20 protein-coding genes and 2 pseudogenes are annotated in these 23,322 nt (G+C 73.8%); 13 read left to right on the top strand and 9 right to left on the bottom strand.

Annotation, left to right across the window (positions count from 1 at the left end):
* Positions 1-60 precede the first annotated feature (60 nt).
* From MUU72_RS04135 to MUU72_RS04110, 6 genes and pseudogenes are all read right to left on the bottom strand, one after another.
* A complete protein-coding gene (locus MUU72_RS04135) occupies positions 61-1,506 on the bottom strand; it encodes a vWA domain-containing protein (protein ID WP_248011717.1) in 1,446 nt (481 codons plus the stop codon).
* Positions 1,503-3,032: a hypothetical protein gene (locus MUU72_RS04130; RefSeq protein WP_372502984.1), complete on the bottom strand. Its 1,530-nt coding sequence runs from the start codon at positions 3,030-3,032 to the stop codon at positions 1,503-1,505. Before MUU72_RS04130 ends, MUU72_RS04135 begins: the two co-directional genes overlap by 4 nt.
* Positions 3,006-3,500, bottom strand: a pseudogene (locus MUU72_RS04125) (hypothetical protein); the annotation flags it as partial. The gene MUU72_RS04130 and the pseudogene MUU72_RS04125, both read right to left, overlap by 27 nt.
* Positions 3,501-3,668: 168 nt before the next feature.
* Positions 3,669-4,124, bottom strand: coding sequence for a winged helix-turn-helix domain-containing protein (locus MUU72_RS35835; RefSeq protein WP_372502976.1), 456 nt, complete (start codon positions 4,122-4,124; stop codon positions 3,669-3,671).
* A gap of 178 nt (positions 4,125-4,302) precedes the next feature.
* Positions 4,303-5,880 carry an adenosine deaminase family protein gene (locus MUU72_RS04115; RefSeq protein WP_248011858.1) on the bottom strand — a complete coding sequence of 526 codons (1,578 nt, stop codon included), beginning with the start codon at positions 5,878-5,880 and terminating at the stop codon, positions 4,303-4,305.
* 263 nt (positions 5,881-6,143) lie between these two features.
* Positions 6,144-6,923: a TetR/AcrR family transcriptional regulator gene (locus tag MUU72_RS04110; protein ID WP_248011716.1), complete on the bottom strand. Its 780-nt coding sequence runs from the start codon at positions 6,921-6,923 to the stop codon at positions 6,144-6,146.
* 103 nt (positions 6,924-7,026) lie between these two features.
* Here MUU72_RS04110 and MUU72_RS04105 point away from each other — a divergent pair, with 103 nt between their 5' ends.
* Positions 7,027-8,577 (top strand): FAD-dependent monooxygenase, encoded by a 1,551-nt coding sequence (locus MUU72_RS04105; protein WP_248011715.1) that lies wholly within the window; start codon positions 7,027-7,029, stop codon positions 8,575-8,577.
* A gap of 375 nt (positions 8,578-8,952) precedes the next feature.
* Positions 8,953-9,378: an NUDIX domain-containing protein gene (locus MUU72_RS04100; protein WP_248011714.1), complete on the top strand. Its 426-nt coding sequence runs from the start codon at positions 8,953-8,955 to the stop codon at positions 9,376-9,378.
* Positions 9,379-9,441: 63 nt separating this feature from the next.
* Here MUU72_RS04100 and MUU72_RS04095 read toward each other — a convergent pair whose 3' ends face one another.
* Entirely contained in the window at positions 9,442-9,852 is a 411-nt protein-coding gene (locus MUU72_RS04095) for a VOC family protein (RefSeq protein WP_248011713.1), read from the bottom strand.
* Positions 9,853-9,945: 93 nt separating this feature from the next.
* Positions 9,946-10,305, bottom strand: coding sequence for a helix-turn-helix domain-containing protein (locus MUU72_RS04090; protein ID WP_282503658.1), 360 nt, complete (start codon positions 10,303-10,305; stop codon positions 9,946-9,948).
* A gap of 165 nt (positions 10,306-10,470) precedes the next feature.
* Here MUU72_RS04090 and MUU72_RS04085 point away from each other — a divergent pair, with 165 nt between their 5' ends.
* From MUU72_RS04085 to MUU72_RS04055, 7 genes and pseudogenes are all read left to right on the top strand, one after another.
* Positions 10,471-11,328, top strand: coding sequence for a MerR family transcriptional regulator (locus tag MUU72_RS04085; RefSeq protein ID WP_372502975.1), 858 nt, complete (start codon positions 10,471-10,473; stop codon positions 11,326-11,328).
* Between the two features lie 237 nt (positions 11,329-11,565).
* Complete coding sequence (locus MUU72_RS04080; protein WP_248011711.1) at positions 11,566-12,294, top strand: TetR/AcrR family transcriptional regulator; 729 nt, start codon at positions 11,566-11,568, stop codon at positions 12,292-12,294.
* A gap of 53 nt (positions 12,295-12,347) precedes the next feature.
* Positions 12,348-13,541 carry an acyltransferase family protein gene (locus MUU72_RS04075; protein ID WP_248011710.1) on the top strand — a complete coding sequence of 398 codons (1,194 nt, stop codon included), beginning with the start codon at positions 12,348-12,350 and terminating at the stop codon, positions 13,539-13,541.
* A 199-nt stretch (positions 13,542-13,740) separates the two neighbouring features.
* Positions 13,741-13,899: a hypothetical protein gene (locus tag MUU72_RS04070; RefSeq protein WP_248011709.1), complete on the top strand. Its 159-nt coding sequence runs from the start codon at positions 13,741-13,743 to the stop codon at positions 13,897-13,899.
* A gap of 33 nt (positions 13,900-13,932) precedes the next feature.
* Positions 13,933-14,301, top strand: coding sequence for a VOC family protein (locus tag MUU72_RS04065; protein WP_248011708.1), 369 nt, complete (start codon positions 13,933-13,935; stop codon positions 14,299-14,301).
* A gap of 599 nt (positions 14,302-14,900) precedes the next feature.
* Positions 14,901-16,262, top strand: a pseudogene (locus MUU72_RS04060) (HAD family hydrolase); the annotation flags it as partial.
* 175 nt (positions 16,263-16,437) lie between these two features.
* Complete coding sequence (locus MUU72_RS04055) at positions 16,438-17,175, top strand: trehalose-6-phosphate synthase (RefSeq protein WP_248011707.1); 738 nt, start codon at positions 16,438-16,440, stop codon at positions 17,173-17,175.
* Positions 17,176-17,245: 70 nt separating this feature from the next.
* On the opposite strand, the gene MUU72_RS04050 is transcribed toward MUU72_RS04055, so the two are convergent.
* Complete coding sequence (locus tag MUU72_RS04050) at positions 17,246-18,067, bottom strand: helix-turn-helix transcriptional regulator (RefSeq protein WP_248011706.1); 822 nt, start codon at positions 18,065-18,067, stop codon at positions 17,246-17,248.
* A gap of 49 nt (positions 18,068-18,116) precedes the next feature.
* Here MUU72_RS04050 and MUU72_RS04045 point away from each other — a divergent pair, with 49 nt between their 5' ends.
* From MUU72_RS04045 to MUU72_RS04030, 4 genes are all read left to right on the top strand, one after another.
* Positions 18,117-18,551, top strand: coding sequence for a DUF2000 domain-containing protein (locus MUU72_RS04045; protein WP_248011705.1), 435 nt, complete (start codon positions 18,117-18,119; stop codon positions 18,549-18,551).
* A gap of 203 nt (positions 18,552-18,754) precedes the next feature.
* Positions 18,755-20,776, top strand: coding sequence for a S8 family serine peptidase (locus tag MUU72_RS04040; RefSeq protein ID WP_248011704.1), 2,022 nt, complete (start codon positions 18,755-18,757; stop codon positions 20,774-20,776).
* A 76-nt stretch (positions 20,777-20,852) separates the two neighbouring features.
* Entirely contained in the window at positions 20,853-22,190 is a 1,338-nt protein-coding gene (locus MUU72_RS04035) for an alkaline phosphatase family protein (RefSeq protein WP_248011703.1), read from the top strand.
* Between the two features lie 30 nt (positions 22,191-22,220).
* On the top strand, positions 22,221-23,315 hold the full coding sequence (locus MUU72_RS04030) for a hypothetical protein (protein WP_248011702.1): 1,095 nt from the start codon (positions 22,221-22,223) through the stop codon (positions 23,313-23,315).
* The last annotated feature ends 7 nt before the right edge of the window (positions 23,316-23,322 follow it).

Below are 23,322 nucleotides of genomic sequence, written 5' to 3'. Positions count from 1 at the left end.
AAGGGGCGAAGGGGGTGGCACGTGGGAGGGGGCGCGGCGGGCCCGGGTGGTCCCGCGGCGTCAGGCCAGGAACGTCTTGAGTTCGTGGACGAGTTTGCGGATGTGGCCGGATATCACCGGCGTCCCGAGGTCCTTGAAGCGCTCCCGGAACCACGGGTTGACGCTGCCGCGTCCCGAGCTGGTCACCGAGCCGACGGGGATGAACTTCGCGCCGGAGCGGTGGATCGCGGCCATGGCGGCGAACAGCGGCTCGGTCTGCCATTCGTAGAAGTCGGAGATCCACACCACGACGGTGTTGCGCGGCTCGGCGATCTTCGGCTGGGCCAGGGCCATGGCGACCGTGCCGTCCGTGCCGCCGCCGAGGTTGGTGCGCAGCAGGGTCTCGAACGGGTCGTGGACCCAGGGAGTGAGGTCCAGTGCCTGGGTGTCGTAGGCGATCAGGTGGACGTCCACCTTCGGCAGTCCGGCGAAGATGGACGCCAGGATGGTGCAGTTCACCATCGAGTCGACCATGGAGCCGGACTGGTCCACGACGACGATCAGCCGCTGGGGGGTGGTCTTGCGGGCGGTGTGCCGGTAGTAGAGGCGGTCGACGTAGAGCCGCTCCTCCTCCGGGCTCCAGTTGGTGAGGTTCTTCCAGATCGTGCGGTCGAGGTCGAGGTTGCGGAACACCCGCTTGGGCGGGACCGAGCGGTCCAGGGTGCCGGCCGTGGCCTTCTCCACCTGGGTGCGCAGTACGTCGCCGACCTCGTCGACGAACCGGCGGATCAGGGCCTTGGCGTTGGCCAGGGCGACTCCGGAGAGGTTGTTCTTGTCCCTGAGGAGCTGCTCGATCAGCGACATGCTGGGGGTGAGCTGCGCGGCCAGCTGCGGGTCGGCGAGCACCTCGCGCAGCCGCATCCGCCTCACCAGGTCGGCCTCCAGGGCGCCCAGCTCGGGACCGATCTCCGGGATCAGCCGGGCGAGGTCGGGGGTGGTGCCGCGGCCGCCGGTGCCGGTCGGGCCGGTGCCCGGCCCGCCCGCGGACGCGCCGGTACCGCCGCCGTGGCCCGCACCACCGCCGCCGGTCCGGCCGCCGCGGAGTGCGCCGGGCGCGCAGCCGAGAGCGCGTTCCAGCCAGCCCGCGTCGGACTGCCAGCGGGCCAACTGACCGGCGGTGACCGCACCGGAGCCGGTGGCGAAGACGTTGAGCAGCACCTTCGACGCCAGCGCGGCGCGCCGTACCTCGGCGGCCCGGTCGCGGCTGCCGTCCGGATCGGGCTCGGGCGCCATCAGGCCGTCGAGCTCGGCGGCGAGCCGGGGGTGGCGCTGGACGAGGGAGTCGAGGGATGCCGCGGGGTCCAGCACCGCGGACGGCAGGCCGAGGTCCTTGACGACGGCGAGGCTCGCCGCTTCCAGGCCCGCCTGCTCCTCGGGGTCGAAGAGGCGGGCGAGCAGCCGCCAGTACAGGACCTGGCGGCGGTTCTCGTGGGCGTCCGCCCCGGGGCGGGTGGTCGGTTCGGTCATTTCCGCAGCAGCCTCCCCGCCCGCTCGCGCAGGACGGCCACGGCGTCGGTGGCCGCCTTCTCCGCCTTCAGGCCGGCCTTGTCGGCCGTACCGCCGGCCCACCCCCCGGCGTGCCGGGCGACGGTCTTCTTCCGGACGGTCGTCTCCACGGCCAGCGGCTGGACGCGGAACGTCCCGGCGTCCCAGCGGAGCAGTCCGATGCAGGCCCCGGAGGCGGCGACGGCTTCGGGGGTGAGCGGTCCGGCGGTCGGTATGCGGTCGGTGTCGACGGCTAGCGGCCGCCCGGCGACGAGGAACGTCAGCGCCGCGCCGCCCCGCTGCGCCGCACCGACCTGCGCGGACGTGTCCTCCGGGGCGGCGGTGTCCTGCTGGACGGCGTAGCCCTCCAGGAAGACGGGGACGGCGAGGGCCGCCGGATGCCGGTCCAGCGGTGCGGTCACCGTCTCGGCCGCGGTGGGCAGGACGACGCGGGCGGTGGCGAACGGGTCGGCAAGCTCGCCCGGGCGGGCGTGCTCGTCGTTCCAGATCAGGTCGCCCCCGGCGGTGACCGGCATGTCGGTGAGCTGCACCGACCGGCCCGCGCTGACGGCTTCCAGCAGCGAGCAGTGCGGCCGGAGCAGCTGCCAGAGCCCGGCCCCGACGACGGTGTCGGGCTTGGGCGCCGCCGCCCCGGCCCGCAGCAGCCGCGGTGCGCTGCCGTCCGCGGGCTCGAACACCGCGTGGATCTGGACCTGTACGGCGGTCGGGTGCTCCTGGACGTCGGCGCCGAGGGGCAGCAGACGGCCGGTGACCGCACCGGCCGGGGGCACGTCGGCGGCACCGGGCACCGTCAGGAGCATCGCCCGCGACCACAGATCGGCCCACCGGCGGGCCGGGATGCGGTCCAGGGAGGCGCCGGGACAGGAGGCGGCGAGTTCGGCGGCGAAGCCGTCGAGGAGCGTCGCCAGGCGGCGCAGGCCGGGGTGCGGGAGCAGTGCGGAGACGATCCGCGAAGCGCCGGCGACCGTCTCGTGGTCGAGGCCCTGCCAGCCCGCACGGGCCAGGTCGGACAGCCAGGAGCGGGCCGCGGCCAGCAGATTCCCCGCCTGGCCGGCCGCCCCGTCCGCGGCCGGCCGCGCGCCGGACTCCACTGCGCGCTCCGCGTCGCCGGACCGCCCGGTCATCTCCTGGGCGTCCGTCAGCAGGGCGTCGTGGACGGCGCCGAGCAGTGCGGTGCGGGCGGCGGCGAGGGCGAGGAAGTGGTCCTCGCCGGCGGCACCGGCCGCGGCTTTCTCCGCGGCCTCGGCGACCGTGGCGGCCAGCGGGGTGCCGGCCACGGCGTGCGCGCACGCGGTCAGTCCGGCGGCCCCGTCCGGCTGGGGGCGGAGCAGTCCGGTGACCAGGGCCCGGTCGAAGGCGTCCACGGCGGCCAGGGCCGCGGCCGGCCCGTCCGGGCCCGCGGTCCCTCCGTCGGCGCCGCCGTCCGTGCCGGGCTCGTCCGCGGGCGCCCCGGCCGTCTCCGCCCGGGTCGGCGGGAACCACTGCATCTCCGGCAACGGGGCGGTGTCCGGGGCCAGTTCGAGGTAGGCGAGGTGGCGGAGGAAGCGGCTGAAGACGGCCGCGGCGGCCTGGCCGTCCCCCTTCGGCGGCCGGGCGCCCGTCATCTCCGCGAGGAGCGACTGGACGGTCGGCGCCGCCTCCGCGGCCTCGGCCTTGAGGTACCGGGCGACGCGCTCGGCGCCGTACTGGAGCACCGCCTCGCCGACCAGTGCCCGGATGTGGTTGCAGAATCCGCCCCGGGCGCCGCCGCAGGGGCGGTTGTTGTTGGTGCTGCACGCGTAGGCGTAGCTGCCGGCGGCCACCGACGAGACATAGACCCGCCCGATGTCCGATCCGCTGGACACCACACCCTGCAGTCGCCCGTCGGCCAGTTCGACGAACGGGACCTTGGCGAGTTTGCGGGGTCTCGCCGGCGGGATCACCCGCGCCGTGCTCGACCTCTCCCAGTCAGACAACGCACCATCTCCTCAGCAGCCCGAAGGACGTCCACGCCGCACTCGGCGGGAACACGGCTGAAGATAGTGGCGACCACTGACAACGCCGCCGGGGCGCCGCCCGGCGGCCCCTGTCGGCGCCGGGCGGCGGCCCGTGCGGCACCGGGTGCGCGGCCCCGGCCCCTCCCCCTACCGCTCGATGCGTGCCGGATCGAAGGTGTAGCCCACCCGGTGCACCGTCACGATGGCCACCCGGTGCACCGGACCGAGTTTCCTGCGGAGCCTGGCTATGTGGACGTCCACGGTGCGGGTGTTGCCGACCGCCGGCTGGTCCCACAGGTCATGGGTGAGCTGGGCGCGGGTGTGGACGCGGCGGGGGTGCGCCACGAGGTGGGCGAGGAGTTCGAACTCCAGGTACGTCAGGGCGAGGGGCCGCCCGTCGACCGTCGCACTGCGGCGTTCCCGGTCGATGACGATGCCGTGTGCGGCCCGGCCGGCCGATCCGGCCTGCCGTGCGGCCGGGGAGGTCTCCGCCGCGGCCGGCCGGGGCTTCGGCTCCTCGGGGTGCGGACGGCTCCGGAAGGGCTGCCGGTACAGGCAGTTCCGGCTCAGGGTGTACTGCGCTCGGGGATAACGGACCAGCATGCCTCGCCTTATCGCTCATTGACGGTCACCGGGTGACGGCGCACCGCACGGAACGCCGGTGCGCGGCGGACCGCAACCCACCCTACATCAGTTGAACATCATTTTCATCTAGCGGGGGCGGTCCCGGCGTACCGGTGCTGTGCCGCTACGCCGGGACCACCGCGGGTGCGGGCACCGGTCAGCGCGGACCGCCCTCGCCCGTGGGGGCGGTCGCACCGCGGGCGGCGAAGCGGCGCTCGAAGGAGGCGAACGCGACCTCCTGCCGCCACTCGACGGCCGCCTTCCGGTTGGCGGCGAGCAGGCTCCGGCAGGCGGCGCCCGGACTCCCCCGGCCCGGGAGCTGCCCCCGGCACGCGGCGACCGGCCGGTAGCCGTCCCGCGTCGGGTTGCCCTGCCACAGACTGCGGCCGGGCAGGAACGCGTAGTGCAGCGAGGCCCGGGCCAGGTCCTTCACGTCGCCGTACCCGAGGCGGTACGTCGTGGCGGCGTACTGGTACTCGTGGGTGATGTCGATACGCGAGATACCGGGGTCGTCGGTGGCCAGCACGATCGGCACGCCGTACGCCCGGTAGACCGTGAACGGGTGCTCGGCGCCCTTGACCCCGAGGATCTGCGCGTTGCTGGTGAACGGCACCTCGACGGCCACCTCGCGGGCGGCCATGGTCCGGGCCAGCTGCTGCCAGTTGTCCTCGTGGACGAGGTCGACGCCGTGGCCGATGCGTTCGGCGTGCGCGACGCCGACCGCCTGGTTGATGTGGAACGTGAGGTCTTCCGGCTTGACCAGGCCCGGCCGCAACTCCCCGGCGTGCAGGGTGAGGTGGGCCCGCGGGTAGGTGCGGTGCAGGTAGGCGAGCATCCGCATCTGGAGGGTGTAGTTGGCCAGGGAGCTGTCCCAGTCCTCGGGCTGGACGAGGTTGACCGCGGCGAACCGCGGGTCCCGCTCGGCCAGCCGCATCCCGAGCTCCATCTGCGTGAAGACCCGCTCGGGACTGGAGCCGCGGGAGACCTGGGAGTTCCAGCGGACGGTCAGGCGGCAGGCCGGGGCCGGCCGCGCGGTGCCGCAGCGGGCAGCGGAACGGAACTCGGCGTCCGCGTCGTCCGCCTCCTTGCGGGCGGTGGCCACCAGGCGGTCGAGCTTGCCGCCGGCGACCAGCGCCCGGTGCATCCGGTCGAAGTCGGCCTGCCAACCGACCTCGTCGGCCACCTTCTTGGCCTCTTCGGAGGCGGGGGTGACCAGCGTCTCCAGAGAGAACTGGTTCTGCCCGACGATGCCGTCGGCGACCTTCGCCAGCAGCTTGCCGCGGTGCCGCCAGGTCACCTCGCCGAACTTCCCGAACGCGTCGAAGAAGTGGTCATGGCCCGACTGGCCGGGTGGGAAGTCCTGCATGGACCAGGCACGCAGCAGCGCGTCGCGGAACGCCCGGTCGGTGCGGGCGTCCGCCGCCGGGCGCTTGCCCGGTCCGCACGGCGGTGCCACGGCGGTCATCGTCTTCTCGTCGATGCACAGCCCGTCCTCGGCGGCGAGCTTGATCAGGTATTCGGTGGGGACGGCGCCGGAGAGGTGGTTGTGGAGGTCCCCGCCCTTGGGGAGGCGCAGGAAGAACGCGCGCAGCCGGGCCGGGTCGTGCCGGATCGACTCCAGGTACGCGGCGGTGCGCGCCTCGGCCGGGTCGAGCGGGCGCGCGGAACTCTTCGGCGGTTGGGGGGTGTTGGTCGGCTGCGCGGCAGCGGGCAGCGCAGACACCAGCGACAGCATGCTGAGGGTGGCCAGTCCGGTCCGGAGTGCCCGGCGCCGGTGCACGGCACGTCGATCACGATTCACGGTCGCATGATCGCCACCCGGCGGGAACGGCCGCGGCGCCTTCCCACGAGGTTCACCCGGACGTGGAGCTTAAACCTGTACCGGCAGGTTGCCTGGGCCCCGGCACGTGACATATCTCCCGTTTGGCAGGCGAGTTGGGCCTCCACAGGGGCGCGGACCCGGGGGGACGCACGCGCACGCGGGCCCGCGTGCGGGGCTCACCCGCTGCCGAGGGCCGCGGCGAGACCGGTCAGCAGGCAGTCCAGACCGAACGTGAAACGGGCGCCTGCGTCCCGCTCCTCCGCCTCCAGCACGCGCCGGTTGAAGTGCGGGTACCGCCCCGAGTCGACCACCTGCCGGACGTACTCCCCGACGGACTCCTGCCACTCCTCCTCGGTCATCCCGGTGGTCCGCCGGGCCTCCCTTTCGGCCAGCTCCGTGGTGACCGAGCCGAGCACGTACGTCATGACCGCGCTGACCGTCATCGCGGCAGCGGTCGCGTCACCGGTCGCCCGGCCCGCCACGGCCAGCGCCCGGTCGCTCCGCGCCAGGACGTTGGGGCCGAGCGCGGGCCGCCGCGACGCCTGCTGCGCCAGCCACGGGTGCCTCAGCAGTGCGGCACGCAGGCCCCGCGCGATACCGGCCATCTCGGTGCGCCAGTCGCCTCCGGGCCCGGGCGCCGCCTCGGGTGGGGCGTCCTCCCCGTACACCGCGTCCACCATCAGCTCGATCAGCTCGTCCTTGCCCGCGATATGGCGGTAGAGCGAGGTCGTCCCGGAGCCCAGTTCGGTCGCGATGCACCGCATGGAGAGGGCGTCGATCCCCTCGGCGTCCGCGAGGCGGACGGCGCAGCGGACGATCCGCTCCTCACTGAGCGCCGGCCGGCCGCCCGGCCGGCGGTCCCGCATCCAGACCGACGGGGCCGCCGTACGCGAGGGGGCGCGCGACGGCGAGGGCGACGGTGACTGCGGCTGGGGCCGGGACCGGGAAGACGACATCGGAACAGTGTACGCATGGCGTACAGTGTGCCCACTTGCGGGAACACTGTTCCCACCAGCGCGGCGCAGCACGCCCGCGCTCCGCGACAGCAGGGGGGATGTCATGCCCGACTTTCCGGTCGTGATCGCCGGCGGAGGCACCGTCGGCCTGGCCACCGCGGTGTTCCTGGGCCACCACGGGATACCGTCACTGGTCGTCGAGCGCCGTCCGGCGCCGTCGGTCCACCCGCGTGCGCTGGGCCTGAGCCCGCGCACCCTGGAGTTCTTCCGGGAGGTGGGGCTCGGTCAGCGGCTGGCCGGCGTCGCCGTACGGTCCGTCAGCCGGCCGCGGGCCGAGGCCCGCAGCGCCGCCGAGATCGACCGCAGCGGCGGCCCGGCCGCGCCGGTCCCGGCCGCCCCCTCCCCCGTCTCCCCGGAGACCCCGCTCGGCCACTACCCGCAGGACCGGATCGATTCCGTCCTGCTCCCCGCCGCCCGCGAGCGCGGCGCCACCGTCGTCTTCGGCACCGAGGTGACCGCCGTCGAACAGGACGCCGGCCGGGCGCGGGTGGCGCTCTCCGACGGACGCACCGTCAGCGCCGACTACGTGGTGGGGGCCGACGGGGTCAACAGCGCGGTGCGGGGCATGCTGGGCATCGGCACGACGGGCCCGGGCGTCATCGGCGAGGTCACCCTGAACATCCTCTTCACCGCCGACCTGGTCGGCCGCTTCGGCTCGATGCCCACCATGACGCACATCGGCCACCCCGACGCGCGGGGAGTCCTGCTGGCGGTGGGGGAACGGCGCTGGGTGCTGCACACCCGGGCCCGTTCCGAGGGCACGCCCCCCGAGGCGGAGTGCCTGGCAGCGGTCCGCGCCGCGATCGGGGCCGCGGACGTACCGGTGGAGATCATCAGCGTCCTGCCGTGGCGGGCGACCGTACGGCGGGCCGACCGGTTCCGCGCCGGCCGCGCCTTCCTGGTGGGCGACGCGGCCCGGGCCGTCTCACCGCTCGGCGCGTTCGGCCTCAACACCGGGCTGGCCGACGCCCACAACCTGGCGTGGAAACTGGCCCTGGTGCTCTCCGGGCAGGCCGGGGACCGGCTGCTGGACAGCTACCACGAGGAGCGCCACGCCGTCGCGGAACTGGTGACGCGCCAGGCACTGCTGCGCTGGGAGAACCCGCGGCTGCACTGGGACCCGGCGGCGGTGGCGGAGCGCCGCGCGGTGGGTGCCTGGTACGCCCCGATGGTCACCATGGGCTACCGCTACGACTCCTCGGCGGTGGTCGGTCCGGTCGCGGAGGTCCCGTCGACCGAGGACGTGGCGGCGAGCCTGGACGGATCCCCGGGCTCACGCCTCCCCCACCACTGGCTGAACGGCTCGGACGTCTCCACCCTCGACCTGGCCGCCTCGCGCTTCGCGGTACTGGCCGGCCCGGCCGGGGACGCCTGGTGCGCGGCAGCGCGGCAGGTGGCCGCCGCCCGCGGCACGGACCTGCGCGCGGTCCGCCTCGACGCGGACAGCGCCGCGGCCCTGCGACTGGCGGCCACCGACGCGCTCCTCGTACGGCCCGACGGCTTCATCGCCTGGCGTTCCCGCACCCCCGCCGACCCGGCACTGCTGGAACAGGCCCTGGCCGCGATCACGGGGATCGGTGCGAAGGCAGCGTAGCCCCCTCAACGCGGGGGTACTGTCGGGGAGTTGACGCTCCTCCTCGCCCGGGTCCACGCCGGCCCCGCGAGGAGGCCGCACCCCGAGCGCCCGCGCCCCCTCGCCCCCTCCCCCGGAGGACGCCGTGCCTGCCGCACCCCACGCCCACCACCCGCCCGAACCCGCCGAGCCGGACCACGCCTCGGCGCTGATCTTCAACAGTTCCGGCGAGTACCTCCTGCACCTCCGGGACGACATTCCCGGCATCTGGGAGCCGGGCTGCTGGTCGCTCCTGGGCGGCGGCCGGGAACCCTCGGACGCCACGCCGAACGGGGCACGGCCCACCGGCCCGGGCCCGCCCCGGAACCGGACCGCTCCGCCACCCACGCGTTCACGGTGGCCGGAGTCCACCTCTACCTGGAGGACCCCCGGGGCCGGCTCCTGCTCGGACTGCGCCGTCCCGACGCGCGCCACGCGGGCGAGCTGTGGCACTTCCTGGCCGGGCACTGCGAACGGGGCGAGAGTGCGCTGGAGTGCCTGGTCCGGGAAGCCGACGAGGAGGCCGGGCTGCGGATCCGGCCGCAGGACGCCGAACTCGTCCATGTCGTGCACGTGCTGGACGGGCCAGGCCCACCGCCCCGTATGCAGTGCGTCTTCCGGGTGCGGCGGTGGGAGGGGCAGCCGGAGCTGCGGGAGCCGGACCGCTGCCTGGCCTGGCGCTGGTGGGACCCCGGCCGGCTGCCCCGGCAGATCGTTCCCTACACCCGGGCGGCGATCGACGGTGTCCGGGCCGGGCGCCGCTACACGGAGCTGGGGTGGTGAGCTGCGGCCGGGGCCGGGCGCCGGTGCGGAGGGGCGCCGGCCCGGCGGCGCCCCGTCCCCGCCTCAGGCGCGCGGCTCGGTGAAGCGGAGGCGGTTGCCGAAGGGGTCGCGCAGTCCGCAGTCGATGCCGTACGGGCGCTCGGTGGGCTCCTCGGTGAACTCGACGCCCTGCGCGAGCAGCGTTTCGTAGGTCTTGCGGCAGTCTTCCGTGGTCAGGATCAGCCAGCCGCCCATGGCGCCCTTGGTGACCAATTCGCGGACCTGCCGCGCGGTCTCCTCGGACATCGCCGGGGCTCCCGGCTTCTCCAGCAGGATCTGGCGCTCGGGGTGACCGGGAACGCTGACGGCCAGCCAGCGCATGAAGCCCATGTCGACATCGGCGGCGACCTCCAGGCCGAGCTTGCCGACGTAGAAGTCGAGGGCCTCGTCCTGGTCGAGGACGTATATCTGCGAGTGCGTGATGGCGTTGAACATGGGGATGACATTACTGGGCTGGGCGGCCGAAAACTTATCCAAAACTGCTCGGTGTGCACCGGCGTGCCACCAGGGCCGGGCGGGGGCCGCCGTTCAGGCGCTCGGGCGCGTCCAGGCCATCGTGAAGCAGGTCGGCACTCCGGCGGACACCGCCTCCTTGCGGTACGTCCGCGGTGACCGGCCGACGATCTCGCGGAACGTGCGGCTGAACGTCCCCAGGCTGCCGAAGCCGACCTCCAGGCAGATGTCCGTGACGCTGCGGTCGGTCTCCCGCAGCAGGAACATCGCCCGCTCGACCCGCCGCCGCTGGAGATAGCGGTGCGGGGTCTCGCCGAACGTGGCCCGGAAGGTGCGGGTGAAGTGCGCCGGTGACACATGGGCGATCCGGGCCAGCGCCGGGACGTCCAGGGGCTGGGCGTAGGCGCGGTCCATCGCGTCACGGGCCCGCAGCATCCGGCGGTTGGTCTCTTCCACTGCGCTGTTCACCGCCCCATCACACCATGGCGCGGGCCGGCCGCGGATCCCGGCAGCGGAGCAGCGCCGTCCCCGGCTGCGCCGCTGTGCCGTGCCGTGCCGTGCCGTGCCGTGCCGAGGGGAGCGTGCTGGGAGACTGGCACGGTGACGAACGAGGGTGACGGCGCGCGGGAAGCGCTCCCGCGCGGTGGTGAGGAAGGTGCCGGGCCGAGCGGGGCCGAGGGGCTGACGGTGGGCCGGACGGCGACGCTCGTCGGGGTCAGCGTGAAGACGCTGCACCACTGGGACGCGATCGGGCTGGTGCGCCCTGGCGGCCGGACGTGGGCCGGGTACCGGGTGTACTCGGACGAGGACATCGCCCGGATCCACCGGGTGCTGGTCTACCGCGAGCTGGGGCTGCCGCTCGCCGAGATCGGCCGGCTGCTGGACGACCCGGAGGCCGACGCCCGCGACCACCTGCGGCGGCAGCGCGCCCAACTCGTCGAGCGCATCACCCGCATGGAGAAGATGGTCGACGCCGTCGACCGCATGCTGGCGGCGACCAACTCCGGGATCCGGCTGACGCCCGGCGAACAGGTGGAGATCTTCGGTGCCGACTGGGAGCCCGCCCGGGTGGCGGAGGCCGAGGAGCGCTGGGGCGGCAGCACCCAGTGGGCCCAGTACGCCGAGCGGGCCGCGGCCCTGTCCCCCGAGGACTGGAGGGACGTCGCCGCCACCACCCACACCCTCAACTCCGACCTCGCCGCCGCCTGCCGCGCGGGCGTCGCCCCCGGCTCGGCGGAGGCCAACGCCCTGGCGGAGCGCCACCGCGCCCTGATGGCGACGTATTTCGACTGCACGCACGCCATGCAGGCATGCCTGGGGCGGCTGTTCGTGGACGATCCCGGGTACGCCGAGTACTACGACGCGCTGGCACCGGGCCTGGCGGTCTGGCTCCGCGCGGTGTTCTTCGCCAACGCCGAGGCGCACGGCGTCGATCCGGCCACCGCGGTCTGGGAGTGACGGCCCTCACCCTCTTCGGCCTGTTCGCCGTCGCGACGCTCGTTCCGCTGCTGCGCGTGACGGCCCGTCGCGACGTCGGGAACCTCGCGACGACCCGCTGACGCGGCCACTCCCCGCCCACAACCCGCTTTCCCACCCGCATGCAACCCGGCATGCAACCCCGCATTCACCTGTGCATTCACACCCGCATTCACACCCGCCTGGACAGTGTTTGGCCGGTCGGCTAAATTTCTGGCCATGCGGTCAGAAAATGGTCCGGGCGGCCAGCCCGACGAGGGAACCGGTGGCCCGGGCAGCGGCAAGGCGGCGCCCGAGCCGGAGCGTTCACTCATCGAGAAGGTGCGCCGGGCCCAGATCATCGAAGCGGCCATCGAGGTCATTGCGGAACGGGGGTTCGCGAAGGCGTCGATGGCACAGATCGCCCAACGGGCCGGGGTGAGCAAAGGAGTGATCTCGTATCACTTCGCGGGGAAGAACGAGCTGATCGAGCGGACCGTCGAGCAGGTCTACGAGGCGCTGGGCAGCTTCGTCCAGTCACGGCTCGCGGGACAGACCGGTGCGGCTGCCTGGCTGCGCGTCTACATCGGCTCGATCGCCGCGCACATGGCCGACCACCGGTCCCAACTCGCCGCGCTGGGCGAGATCTTCACGCACTTCCGCACCGATGACGGCGAGCTGCGCTACGGCATCGCCTCCAGCGAGCCGCTCTACGCCCACGTCGAGGACGTGTTCCGGGCGGGCCAGCGCAGCGGGGAACTGCGGGCGTTCGATGCCCGGGTGATGGCGGTGAGCCTCCAGGCCGCCATCGACCACATGTTCGCGTACTGGAGCACGCACCCGGAACACGACCTGGCGGCGCACGCCCGCGAACTCGTCGACCTCTTCTGGCACGCGACCCGGGCCCAGCACCCGGACGACGACCGGGCCGACGGCGGCCCGGACGACCACCACCCGGCCCTTTCCTGACGCCAAGCGCGGCGGGACGACGGACCACCACACGAAACGGGGGACAGACACCGGTGGCACACCACCTCGGGCGCGGCACGGCGCCCCACGGCACCGCGGCGCCGACCACGCGCCCGCGCCTGCACTACCTCGACAACCTGCGGATCGCCCTGACGGCCCTGGTGGTGCTGCACCACACGGCCGTCACCTACGGCAACATCCCGGTCTGGTACTACACCGAGCCCGCGAAGGACGGATCCGGGCTGGTCCTGGACCTCTTCGTGATGGCCAACCAGGCGTTCTTCATGGGGTTCTTCTTCATGATCGCCGGGTATTTCACCCCGGCCTCGTACGAGCGCAAGGGCCCCGGCGCCTTCCTGCACGACCGCCTCAAGCGGCTCGGCGTACCGCTGCTGCTCTTCCTGCTGCTGCTCCGCCCGCTGGCGGGCATCGGCGGATACCTCCACACCAAGGCCGTGTTCGCCGAGCGCGGCGACGCGCTGCCCTACTGGCTGTACTACCTGTTGAGCTGGGACGCGGGTCCGCTGTGGTTCGTCGAAGTCCTGCTGGTCTTCGCCCTGTTGTACGTGCTGGTGCGCCGCCTGCGGGCCCGCCGGGCCCTGACCGGGCCCGCCACCGGGACCGCCGCCCCGCTGCCGCCCCGGCCGCTGCGCGCCCGCACCATCGCCCTGTTCACGGCCGGGCTCGTCCTCGCCACGTATGCCTGGCGCCTCGTGGTGCCGAACGGCGCCTACGTGCCCTTCCTCGGGCTGCCGACGCCCAGCTTCCTGATGCAGTACGCGAGCTTCTTCGCCGTCGGCGTCCTGGCCCACCGCCGCGGCTGGGCGCAGACCCTGTCCCGCCGCGCCGGGCGCCTGGGGTTCGCCGTCGCGGGCCTCGCGACGCTCGCCTACCTCCCCGTGGTCCTGACCGCGCCGGACCGGGCGCTCGACGGGTACGGCACCTGGCAGTCACTGGCCGCCGCAGCCTGGGAGTCGACCTTCGCGGTGAGCATGGTCATCGCGCTGACCGTGCTGTTCCGCGAACGCCTCAACCGCCAGGGCCGCCGGACGGCGTTCCTGTCGCGGCACGCCTTCGCGGTCTATGTGCTGCACGCACCGGTGCTGGTCGGGCTCGGCTACGCCTTCCGCTGGCTGCACGCCCCGGCCGCGGCGAAGTTCGCCCTGGTCGCGGTGGTCGCGCTGCCGGCCTGCTGGGCCGTGGCCTACGCCGTCCGCCGCCTGCCCCGCGCCGACCGGGTGCTGTGACCGGGTCCCTGCATCCGACTTACTGAACATGACATTTTGTCAGGACCCGCCGGGCCACCTCCACCTTCACAAACGCACAACCTCGTAGACTCGTGGGCAACGCAAGGGAGCCCGATCCAGCCGCCAGGCCGACGGGTCCCGGCCCGTCGGGGCTCCCCCTGTGGAACCGCTGTTCTTCGCGTGTACGAGAGGGGTTCCTATGACGACTGTGGAGGGACGTCCGCCGACATCCGGTCGCTTCCGCAAACCGTGGCGCCGCTACGGCCGGCTCGTGGCCACCAACTTCTTGCGCGGCGCGTCCTACGCCTGCGGCACCGGTGTCATCGGCCTCGCCGTGTGGTGGGCGCAGAACCGGTAGCCGGCTCGCCGCGGGGTGCGGCAGACTCGGCGCATGCTGAGTGTCGGTTCGGTGGTACTGGGCGTGGCGGACGTACGCCGGGCGGCCGCGTTCTGGACGGCGGCGCTGGATTACGTCCCGCGCGAGGAGAGCGCGGACGACTGGGTGGTACTGGTGCCGAGGGACGGCACCGGAGTTCAGGTGTCGCTCGGCCGCAGCCGCTCGCCCGTCCAGGAATACCCGCGGGTCCACCTGGACCTGTACGCCGGGAACGCCGCCGACCAGGCGGCCGAGGTCGAGCGCCTGGTGTCCCTGGGCGCCCGGCGGGTCGCCTGGGACCGCTATCCGGACGACGCGGACTTCATCGTGCTCGCCGACCCCGAGGGCAACCGCTTCTGCGTGATCGATACCGGGCGCGAGTGACCCGGGGGCGGTCCGCCCCCGGGTCACCGCCGCACCTGAAGTTCGATGGCTGTCGTCCGAGGGCGGGAAGGCGCCGCCCGGCGACGGCAGGGGGACGGGCGGGTGCGCGGGTGACGGGCGAGTTCGACGGCGCCTTCCCGGGGCTGCTGCGGACGTTGATGGCCCAGCGCGACGAGGTCTGAGCGCGCGGCGGGGGCGTGCCGCCGGCGTACCGCCACGCCGCTCCCCTTCCCCTTCACCTTCACCCTGCCTGACGAGAGCGGTGAACTGCGTGGCGGCCAGGGGCGGTTGGGACCGCCGGGGCGCGGTCCGGCGGTTCCGGCGGCAGGCGTGCGCCACGGTGGCGGCGAGTTTCGGCCAGGCCGCCGCAATGCCGGGGGACCGCGCCGGGCGTCCGCCTACAGTTCCCGCATGGCTCATGAGCGCCGCGTCCGGCAGGCGGCCAGGAGTGGCGGCACGACCGCCGCCACCGGCCGCGGGCGCGGCGCCGGCCGGCCCGTCCGCCGGTCCGGGCCGGGCGCACCGCGTACGGCTCGATACGGCATTTCACCGGCGGCAGGGGAGCTGGCTTGTCCGATGGGGCGGCGGACCACACCGGAGTGGATCACTCCGGGGAGCACCACACCGAGGCGGAGCACTGCGGGGAGCACCGTACCGGGACAGCTGACTGCGGGGCGGAGGGCTGCCGGGCGGCCCCCGGCGGAGCTGACGATCCCGCAGCGGGCCGCGCCGAAGCCGGCGGCGCCGTGGCGGCGGAGCCGCCGGGCCGGGGCGTGCGGGTGCTGGTCGCCGATCTGGACGGGACGCTGCTCGGCGGCGGCGAGGCGGCGCGGCGGCGGTTGCGGCGGGCCCTGGACCGGCATCCGGAGATCACCGTGGTCTTCGCGACCGGCCGCGGCGCGGCGTCGGTGCGGACCCGGTTGGCGCGGGACCCGTTGCTGCCCGTACCGCGCTGGATCATCGCGGATGTCGGCGCCGGCGTCCTCGACGGTGCCGGGATGGCGCACGTCGACGCGCTCGAAGCGGAACTGCGGGCCGGCTGGCCCGGGGCCGACCGCGTCCGGGCGGCGCTGCGCGGCTTTCCCGGCCTCGTCCACCAGGACGGCGTCGTGCAGGACGGCCGGTGTTCGTTCTTCCTGGCCCCCGGCGAGCTGACCCCGGAGCTGACCGGGGCGGTGGAGCGGCTGGGCTGCTCCTGGACGTATTCCGCCGGGCGCTACTTCGACGTACTGCCGCCGCACGCCGGGAAGGGCCAGGCGGTGCGGCTCCTGGCCGACAAGCTCCAGTGGCCGCTCACCGGTCTGCTGGTGGCCGGCGACTCCCTCAACGACCTGTCGCTGTTCCGCCTCGGCGCGCACGGCGTGATCATGGGCAACGCCGAACCCGCGCTCCTGGACCGGGTCCCGGACTCTGCGCTGGTGCACCGGCCCGCGCTGGACGGCGCCGACGCGATCCTCGACGCGCTGGAGCGCCTGGGGTGGGTGCGGCGCACCGCGCCGGTGGTGATCGGCTACCACCGGCCGCCGGTCCGGTGGTCGCACGGGCGCTGGCGCCGGCCGGCCAGTCCGAACGGGATCCTGCCGACGCTGACCGCGGTCCTCGGCGACCGGGCGGGCGGCCCGGACGCGCTCTGGGCGGCCGCGCTCGTCGGGGACGGCGGGCAGGCCGCGGGGGCGGCGGCCGCGACGGGGCTGCCGCTGGCGCTGCTGCCCCTGCCGGCCGAGCGGTGGGCCGGTTACTTCCACGGTGCCTGCAAGGAGACGCTGTGGCCGGCGCTGATGTCCCATCCGCAGCTGATCCGGCGTGCCGCGGACCACTGGGCGGACTACGAGGCCGTCAACGCCGCCTTCGCCGCACACCTCGGCGCCCACGCCGCACCGGGCGCGACGGTCTGGCTGCACGACTACAACCTCTGGCTCGTCCCCGGCCTCCTCAAGGCGCGGCGGCCCGATCTGCGCGTCGGGCTGTTCCACCACACCCCGTTCCCCGCCCCGGACGTCTTCCCGCCGGCTCCCGGACGCGGCGCAGCTGTGCGGTTCGCTGGCCCGGCTGGACTGGGCGGGTTTCCACACCGCGGCCTCCGCCGGCCACTTCCGGGCCCTGTTCGCCGGTGCGTCCCGCGTCCCGCGCACCGGCGTGCATCCGCTGGGCATCGACCGGGAGGCGGTCGCCGCGCTGGCCCGCGCGCGGGCCGGGGCCCGTGCCCGGCCGGGGACCGCGGACGAGGGGTATCGGCTGGTGCTGTCCGTGGAGCGGCTGGACTACGCCAAGGCGCCCGTCCACAAGGTCCGCGCCGTCGACGCGCTGCTGGCCCGCGAACCGGCGCTGCGCGGGCGGCTCCGCTTCCGCCTGGTGTGCCCGCCGCCGGAACCGGGCATCCGGGCCCACGACGCCACCCGCGACGCGCTCGAAGCGGCCGTGCGAGACATCAACTCCCGCTGGCGCAAGGGTGGTTGGGAGCCGATCGACTACCTGCCGCAGGCTCTGCCGTTCGCCCGGGTCGTCGACCACTACCTGGCCGCCGAGGTGTTCTGGGTGACCTCCCTGGCCGACGGGATGAACCTCACCGCCAAGGAGTACCTCGCCGCCCGCGCCGCCACCGGCCGGCCCGGCGTGCTGGTGCTGTCCCGCCACGCCGGTGCGGCCGAACAGCTCGGCGCCGCGGCCCTGCTCACCGACCCGCACTCCCCGCAGGACCTGGTCGCCACCCTCCACCGGGCGCTGACCCTGCCGCCCCACCGGCGAGCGGCCCACAGCGCGCGGGCGGCCGCCCTCCTCGGCGACCGGTCCCCCGCCGACTGGGCCCGCGCCGTCCTCGCCGACATCCGCGGCGAGGCGGAGCCGCCGCCCGCCGGACACCGGCCGGAGCGGTAGCGCACCGGCGGGTGCGGCGCTCGTGCCCAAACCCCGTTGCCCGGGTGGGGGGTTGAGGGTGGAGCGCGGGTCAGCTCCCGGGCCCGCGGCCGCGGGCGGCTCCCGTGCGGGCGTAGCGGCCGGGGGTGACGCCCACCAGGCGTGTGAAGTGGCGGGTCAGATGCGGCTGGTCGTAGAAGCCGGCCTCGGCCGCCACCGCGGTCGGCGGCCGGCCGTCCAGCAGGAGGCCGCGCGCCCGCTCGACCCGGCGGGCCGTCAGGTACTGGTGCGGGGCGATGCCGAAGGCGGCGCTGAACGCCCGTACCAGATGCGTGGGGTGGGCGTGCAGCAGGCCGGCCGCCTCGTCCAGGGTCACGCCCTGCCGCAGCCGGGCGTCGAGGAGTTCCCGCAGGGCGTGCGCCAGGCCGCGCGGTGCCCGGCGGGGGCCGGGGGCGAGCCGGGGCCGCAGGTGGGCGCGCAGCTGCTCGCCGATGAGCGCGAGCCGGCTCTCGGCCTCCAGTTCGTCGCCGGGGTGGGCCAGTGCGGTGTGCAGCTGCCCCACGCGCCGGCGCAGCAGGGGGTCGGCCAGGTCGGGGCCGTCCACCGCGGGCCCGATGTAGCTCTCGTCCAGCTGCGAGCGGTCCAGGTAGAGGACCCGTTTGCGGAAGCCGTGCGCGGTGGCGGGGGACCCGTTGTGCGGTACGTGCGGCGGGAGCAGGGAGACCGTGTCGTGCGGGGTGCCGCGCTCGTGGCGGTCCAGGTCGTAGCGGACCGCGCCGTCGTCCACGATCAGCAGGGTCCACACGGCGTGGACGTGCAGGGGGTAGGCGTGTGCGGTGAAGTGGGCGTGGAAGACCTCCACGACGCCCGGGACCCTCGGGCGCCATGCGGAGACCTGCTGCCGGGCGACCATGCAAAGAACGTACAAGACGCCGCGGCGGGCCGGTCGGCAGCCTGGTGCCATGACAGTGACTGAGCACACCCCGGTACGTTTCGACACCAAGATCGCCGTGCTGCTGCGGGACGACCTGGCGCCCTGGCAGCGGCTGAACGTGACCGCGTTCCTGGTGAGCGGGCTGGGGACGGAGCTCCCCGAGGTGATCGGCGCACCGTACGCCGACGCGGACGACACCGCGTACCTGCCGATGTTCCGGCAGCCCGTGCTGGTCTTCGAGGCGGGCAAGGAGACGCTGACCGCCGCGCACGGCCGGGCCCTGTCCCGGGCGCTCCCCCGGTCGGTGTTCACCTCCGACCTGTTCGCCACGGGCAACGACCGGGACAACCGGGCGGCGGTACGGGCCGTCCCGCGCGACCGGCTGGACCTCGTGGGCCTGGCCGTGTACGGGCCGCGGAACGCGGTGGACAAGGTGGCGAAGGGCGCCCGGATGCACCCGTGACGTGCCGCGGACGACGGGTGCCCGCCCCCTCTCCCGGCCCCTACCCGGCCTGTCTTCCCGGCAGTTGACGCCTCAACCGTTCGCCGCCGGGCGCGGCGGACGGTGCCCGCACACGCCGAGGGCACGGATGCGCCTTTCCCCCATTCGGCCTATATAGTGAGAAAAGGCAGCCACTGATATCTGTGCGACTTCGGGAGATGGGCGTGGCTCGCATCACCATCAACGGCGTGACTGTTGACCCGTTGGTCCAGTCCCAGGAGCTGGCCGGCGCCTCGCTGGTCTCCGAGGATGCTTCGGCATCAAATTATCTGCTGGTGCAGACCACCCATGTGCCGTCCGCCGAGGAGAAGGCGCGCCTGGCGGAACTGGGGGTGGTCATCCACGAGTACGTACCGGAAAGTACCTATCTGTGCGGCTACCGGCCCTCGGACCTGGCGGCCGTACGCGCGCTCGACTTCGTCGCCTGGGCGGACGTGTACCTCAAGGGGTTCAAGCTCGCTCCCTCCCTGCGGTCGGGCCGGCTCCGGCCGGGGGTCGCCGTACTGGCCGACCCGCTGGAGGTGCTCAAACCGCGCAGCCGCACGGTGGACGTCGTCCTGCATCAGGACGTGGACCCGGGCGCCGGCGCGGTGCAGGAGCGGGTCGCCGAGGCCGGCGGGGTGGGGACCGGGGACATCCAGGCCGGCCGGCGCAAGGTCCGGATGACGATCCCGGAGGAGGCGCTGCCGGCCCTGACCTCCCTGGACGAGATCCGGCACATCGAGGAAGTCCCCGAGATGGGGCTCTGCAACGCGGTCGCCGGGAAGCTGCTGCACGCCCGGATCGCCCTCGACGGCACGGAGTTCGCCGGGGCGGGCCAGGTCGTGGCGGTCGCCGACACCGGGCTGGACCTCGGTTCGCCGGAGGACGTCCACCCGGCGTTCCGGGGCCGCGTCGCACGGCTGATCGCCCTGGGGCGCACCGGGCCCGACCGGGCCGACGACCCGGACGGCCACGGCACGCACGTCTCGGGGTCGGTGCTCGGTGACGGGAACTCCGAGACCATGGGCGGCCCCGTCGCCGGTACGGCGCCCAAGGCCACCCTCGTCCTCCAGTCGCTGCTGGACGACAACGGTGCGCTCAGCGGCATCCCGGCGGATCTCCAGGACTTGTTCGGCCCGCCGTACACCCAGGACGGGGCGCGGGTCCACACCAACTCGTGGGGGCCGATCCGGCCGGGTGTGCCCTACAACGAGCAGTCGGCGGAGATCGATCAGATGGTGTGGGACCACAAGAACCTGGTGATCTGCTTCGCCGCCGGCAACGCGGGCCGCGACCAGGACCAGGCCGGCCGGATCAGCCAGGCATCGGTCAGCGGCCCGGCCTGTGCGAAGAACTGCATCACGGTGGGCGCGAGCGAGAGCGAACGTCCGGAGATCCCGCTGACCTACGGCCAGTTGAGCGCGACCTCGTTCCCCGTCAACCCGATCCACGACGACCGGCAGGCGGACAACCCGGCCGGGATGGCGGCGTTCAGCAGCCGGGGCCCCACCCAGGAGGGCCGGACCAAGCCGGATCTCGTCGCGCCGGGCACGTCGATCCTCTCGACGCACTCCCGGGCGGCGAAGTTCAGCACGGTCTTCGGGGTCTCCGACGACCCGGCGTTCTTCTTCGACAGCGGTACGAGCATGGCCACGCCGCTGGTCGCCGGCTGTGTGGCGGTGCTGCGCGAGACGCTGGTGAAGAACGGCACCCCGGATCCCAGTGCCGCGCTGCTGAAGGCGTTGCTGATCAACGGCGCGGACGATCTGCCCGGCCAGTACGACCCGTCCGAGGCGGGCCCCTCCCCCAACAACAATTCGGGATTCGGCCTGGTCAACCTGGAGAACGCCATCGTCCTGCCCGGCACCGACCACGCGGGCTGCACCGACGCGGACGCCCTGGAGCAGGACGCGGAACGCACGTTCACCCTCACGGTGCCGGAGGGCGGCCACGGGCTGAAGGCCACGCTGGTGTGGTCCGACCCGCCGGGCCCGGCCCTCCAGAACGACCTGGACCTGATCGTCCGGGCCGGGGGCCAGGAACGCCACGGGAACATGGGCACCGACAGCGGCTTCGACCGCGTCAACAACGTCGAGCAGGTCCGCTGGGAGGGCGTGCCCGGCGGGGAGGTCCAGGTGGTGGTCCGGGCGCACCGGATCACGCAGTTCGCCCAGCCGTACGCCGTCGCCTGGCGGCTGGTCTGAGCGCCCGGCGGCGGGGCCGCCCCGCCGCCCTCGCCGTGCACGCCCTCGTCCCAGGGATTCCGCCGGGAGGTGTCTCATGCCGGACACCACACAACTGGACCGGATCACCCACCTCGTGGTCCTGATGCAGGAGAACCGCTCGTTCGACCACCTGCTGGGGTTCCTGTACCCGGGCCGGCGGACGCCGTCCGGTCAGCCCTTCGAGGGGCTGACGGGGACGGAGAGCGTACCCGGGAGCGACGGTGCGGTGACGGTCTTCCGCATCGACCCGAACACCCCCGACGCGTACTTCATGCCGGGCGCCAACCCCCGGGAGGGGTACCTGCCGACCAACAGCCAGCTGTTCGGCGACCCGTCCCCGCCCCCGCCCGCGGCGGAGCCGCCCATGGACGGCTTCGTCAGCAGCTTCGCCGACGCCCTGCGGTACGACGCGCAGAAGCAGGAGCCGATCTATCCCGGTACCGCGCCGGCGAACATCATGGGCTGCTTCACCCCGGAGACGCTGCCGGTGCTGTCCGGACTGGCCCGCGGCTTCGCGGTCTGCGACCACTGGTACAGCTCGGTGCCCACCATGACGCTGCCCAACCGGGCGTTCGCCCTCGCCGGCACCAGCCGCGGCCGGATGGACGACCACCAGCAGCACGGCATCCCGCCGTTCGACTTCCCCAGCATCTTCGGACTGCTGGACCAGCACGACCCCGACCCGGTCGGCTGGGCGGTCTACAGCGACGGCAAGCAGCTGACCAGGAACGACTTCCCCGACACCGTACGGGCCGACCCGCGCCACTTCGGCACCTTCGCCGACTTCGCAGCCGCGGCCGCGCACGGCACCCTGCCGCAGGGCTTCATCTTCCTGGAGCCCAGCTGGTCGCCGTCCGGCAACAGTCAGCACCCCAACTACGACGTCGCCGCCGGCGAGCAGCTGATGCTGCGGGTCTACACCGCCCTGCGCAACGGCCCCGACTGGGACAGCACGCTGCTGGTCCTCACCTACGACGAGCACGGGGGCTGCTACGACCACGTGCCGCCGCCGTCCGGTGCGGTCCCGCCGGACGACGCGGCCGGCCAGTTCGGCTTCGACTTCGGCCGGTTCGGGGTCCGGGTGCCGACCGTGCTGGTCTCGCCGCTGATCGCGCCGCAGACCGTGTTCCGGGCCGGGGGCGGCACACCGCTGGACCACACCTCGCTGCTCAAGACGGTCGAGCAGCGCTGGGGCCTGGCCCCGCTCACCCGGCGCGATGCGGCCGCCCCGGGCCTCGGGGACGTCCTCACCCTGGACCGACCGCGCACCGACGACCCGCTGGCGGGCGTCACCGCCCCCACCTCCAGCGGCGCCAACCCGGCGGAGGGCACCACCTCGCACCTCGACGCGGTCTGCGACGCGCTGTCCGCCCAGGCGATGGCGCAAGCCTGAGAAACCTGCCGGCCGGAGGAGGTAACCGGCATGCTCTTCCCGGATCCGTTCCCGGACCTGCTGACCCGCGACGCCGGGATGGCCGCGGCGCTCACCGCCGCCCAGGCACTGACCGCGACGGCGTTCCCGGCGGCCGGCGTGCACGTCAACTGCCCGCTGTCGGTGGCGGCGGTGCAGAACCCGACCGGCACCTCACCGTCCTTCGCCTACGCGGGTTTCCGCGACACCGAGATGCACTTCTCCGGCAGCCTGCTGAAGATGGCGGCCATGCTGGCGGGCTTCGAACTGCGGCAGAGCGCCGCGGACTTCGCGACCTCCGCGGGCGACTGCACCGGAAGCGTGGTGTTCACCGGTCTGCAATCCGCGTTCGACACCGACATCGTCGCGTCCGCGCCGCGCTTCCGGACCGAACCGGGGATCACCCAGCCCATGCGGGTGCCCAAGTATCCGACGATCTTCGACACACCCCAGGCACTGGCCAGCGGCGGCTGCCTGATGGCGTTCAACCCGGCCTTCACGGCGCATATGCAGGGCATGATCGTGCCCAGCGACAACAACCAGGCATCCGCCACCATCCAGGCACTCGGCTACAGCTGGATCAACGGGCTGCTGGCCAGGGCCGGGCTGTTCGATCCGAACACCAACCAGGGCATCTGGCTGGCCGGGACGTTCACCGGCGCGTTCCCCGCGGTACGGGTGCCCTCGGTGAACGACGGCCCCTCGGCCCAGGCGACCACCACGATCGATATGACGCGCCTGCTCGCCCTGCTCATCGAGGGCGCGACGCTGGACGCGCGCAGCGTGGACGGGATCGCCGGGGACATGCGGGACCTGCTGGCCGAGGCCCAGTCCGTCGGCGACGCCTCCTTCCTGACGACGGGCGCCCGGCAGGGTATCGACGGCCTCGGCGCGGGATTCACCCTCACCCATTCCAAGATCGGTCTGGGGCCGCTCAACAGCCCCGCCGGCAGCACGGTGGCCTCCGAGGCGACCGTCCTCTCGCACGACGCCAGCGGCCAGCAGTTCCTGGTCTGCTGGCAGAACCTGCTCAACCTCAACGACCGCCACAACGCGATGGCGTTCCTGGTGCGCCGGACGCTGCTGAACTTCCTCGGCATCCCGTGATCGAAAG

Origin of the sequence: Streptomyces rhizoryzae, assembly GCF_023155275.1 — a bacterium.
Classification (GTDB): Bacteria; Actinomycetota; Actinomycetes; order Streptomycetales; family Streptomycetaceae; genus Streptomyces; species Streptomyces rhizoryzae.
This window is presented reverse-complemented; position numbering and strand designations above follow the sequence as displayed.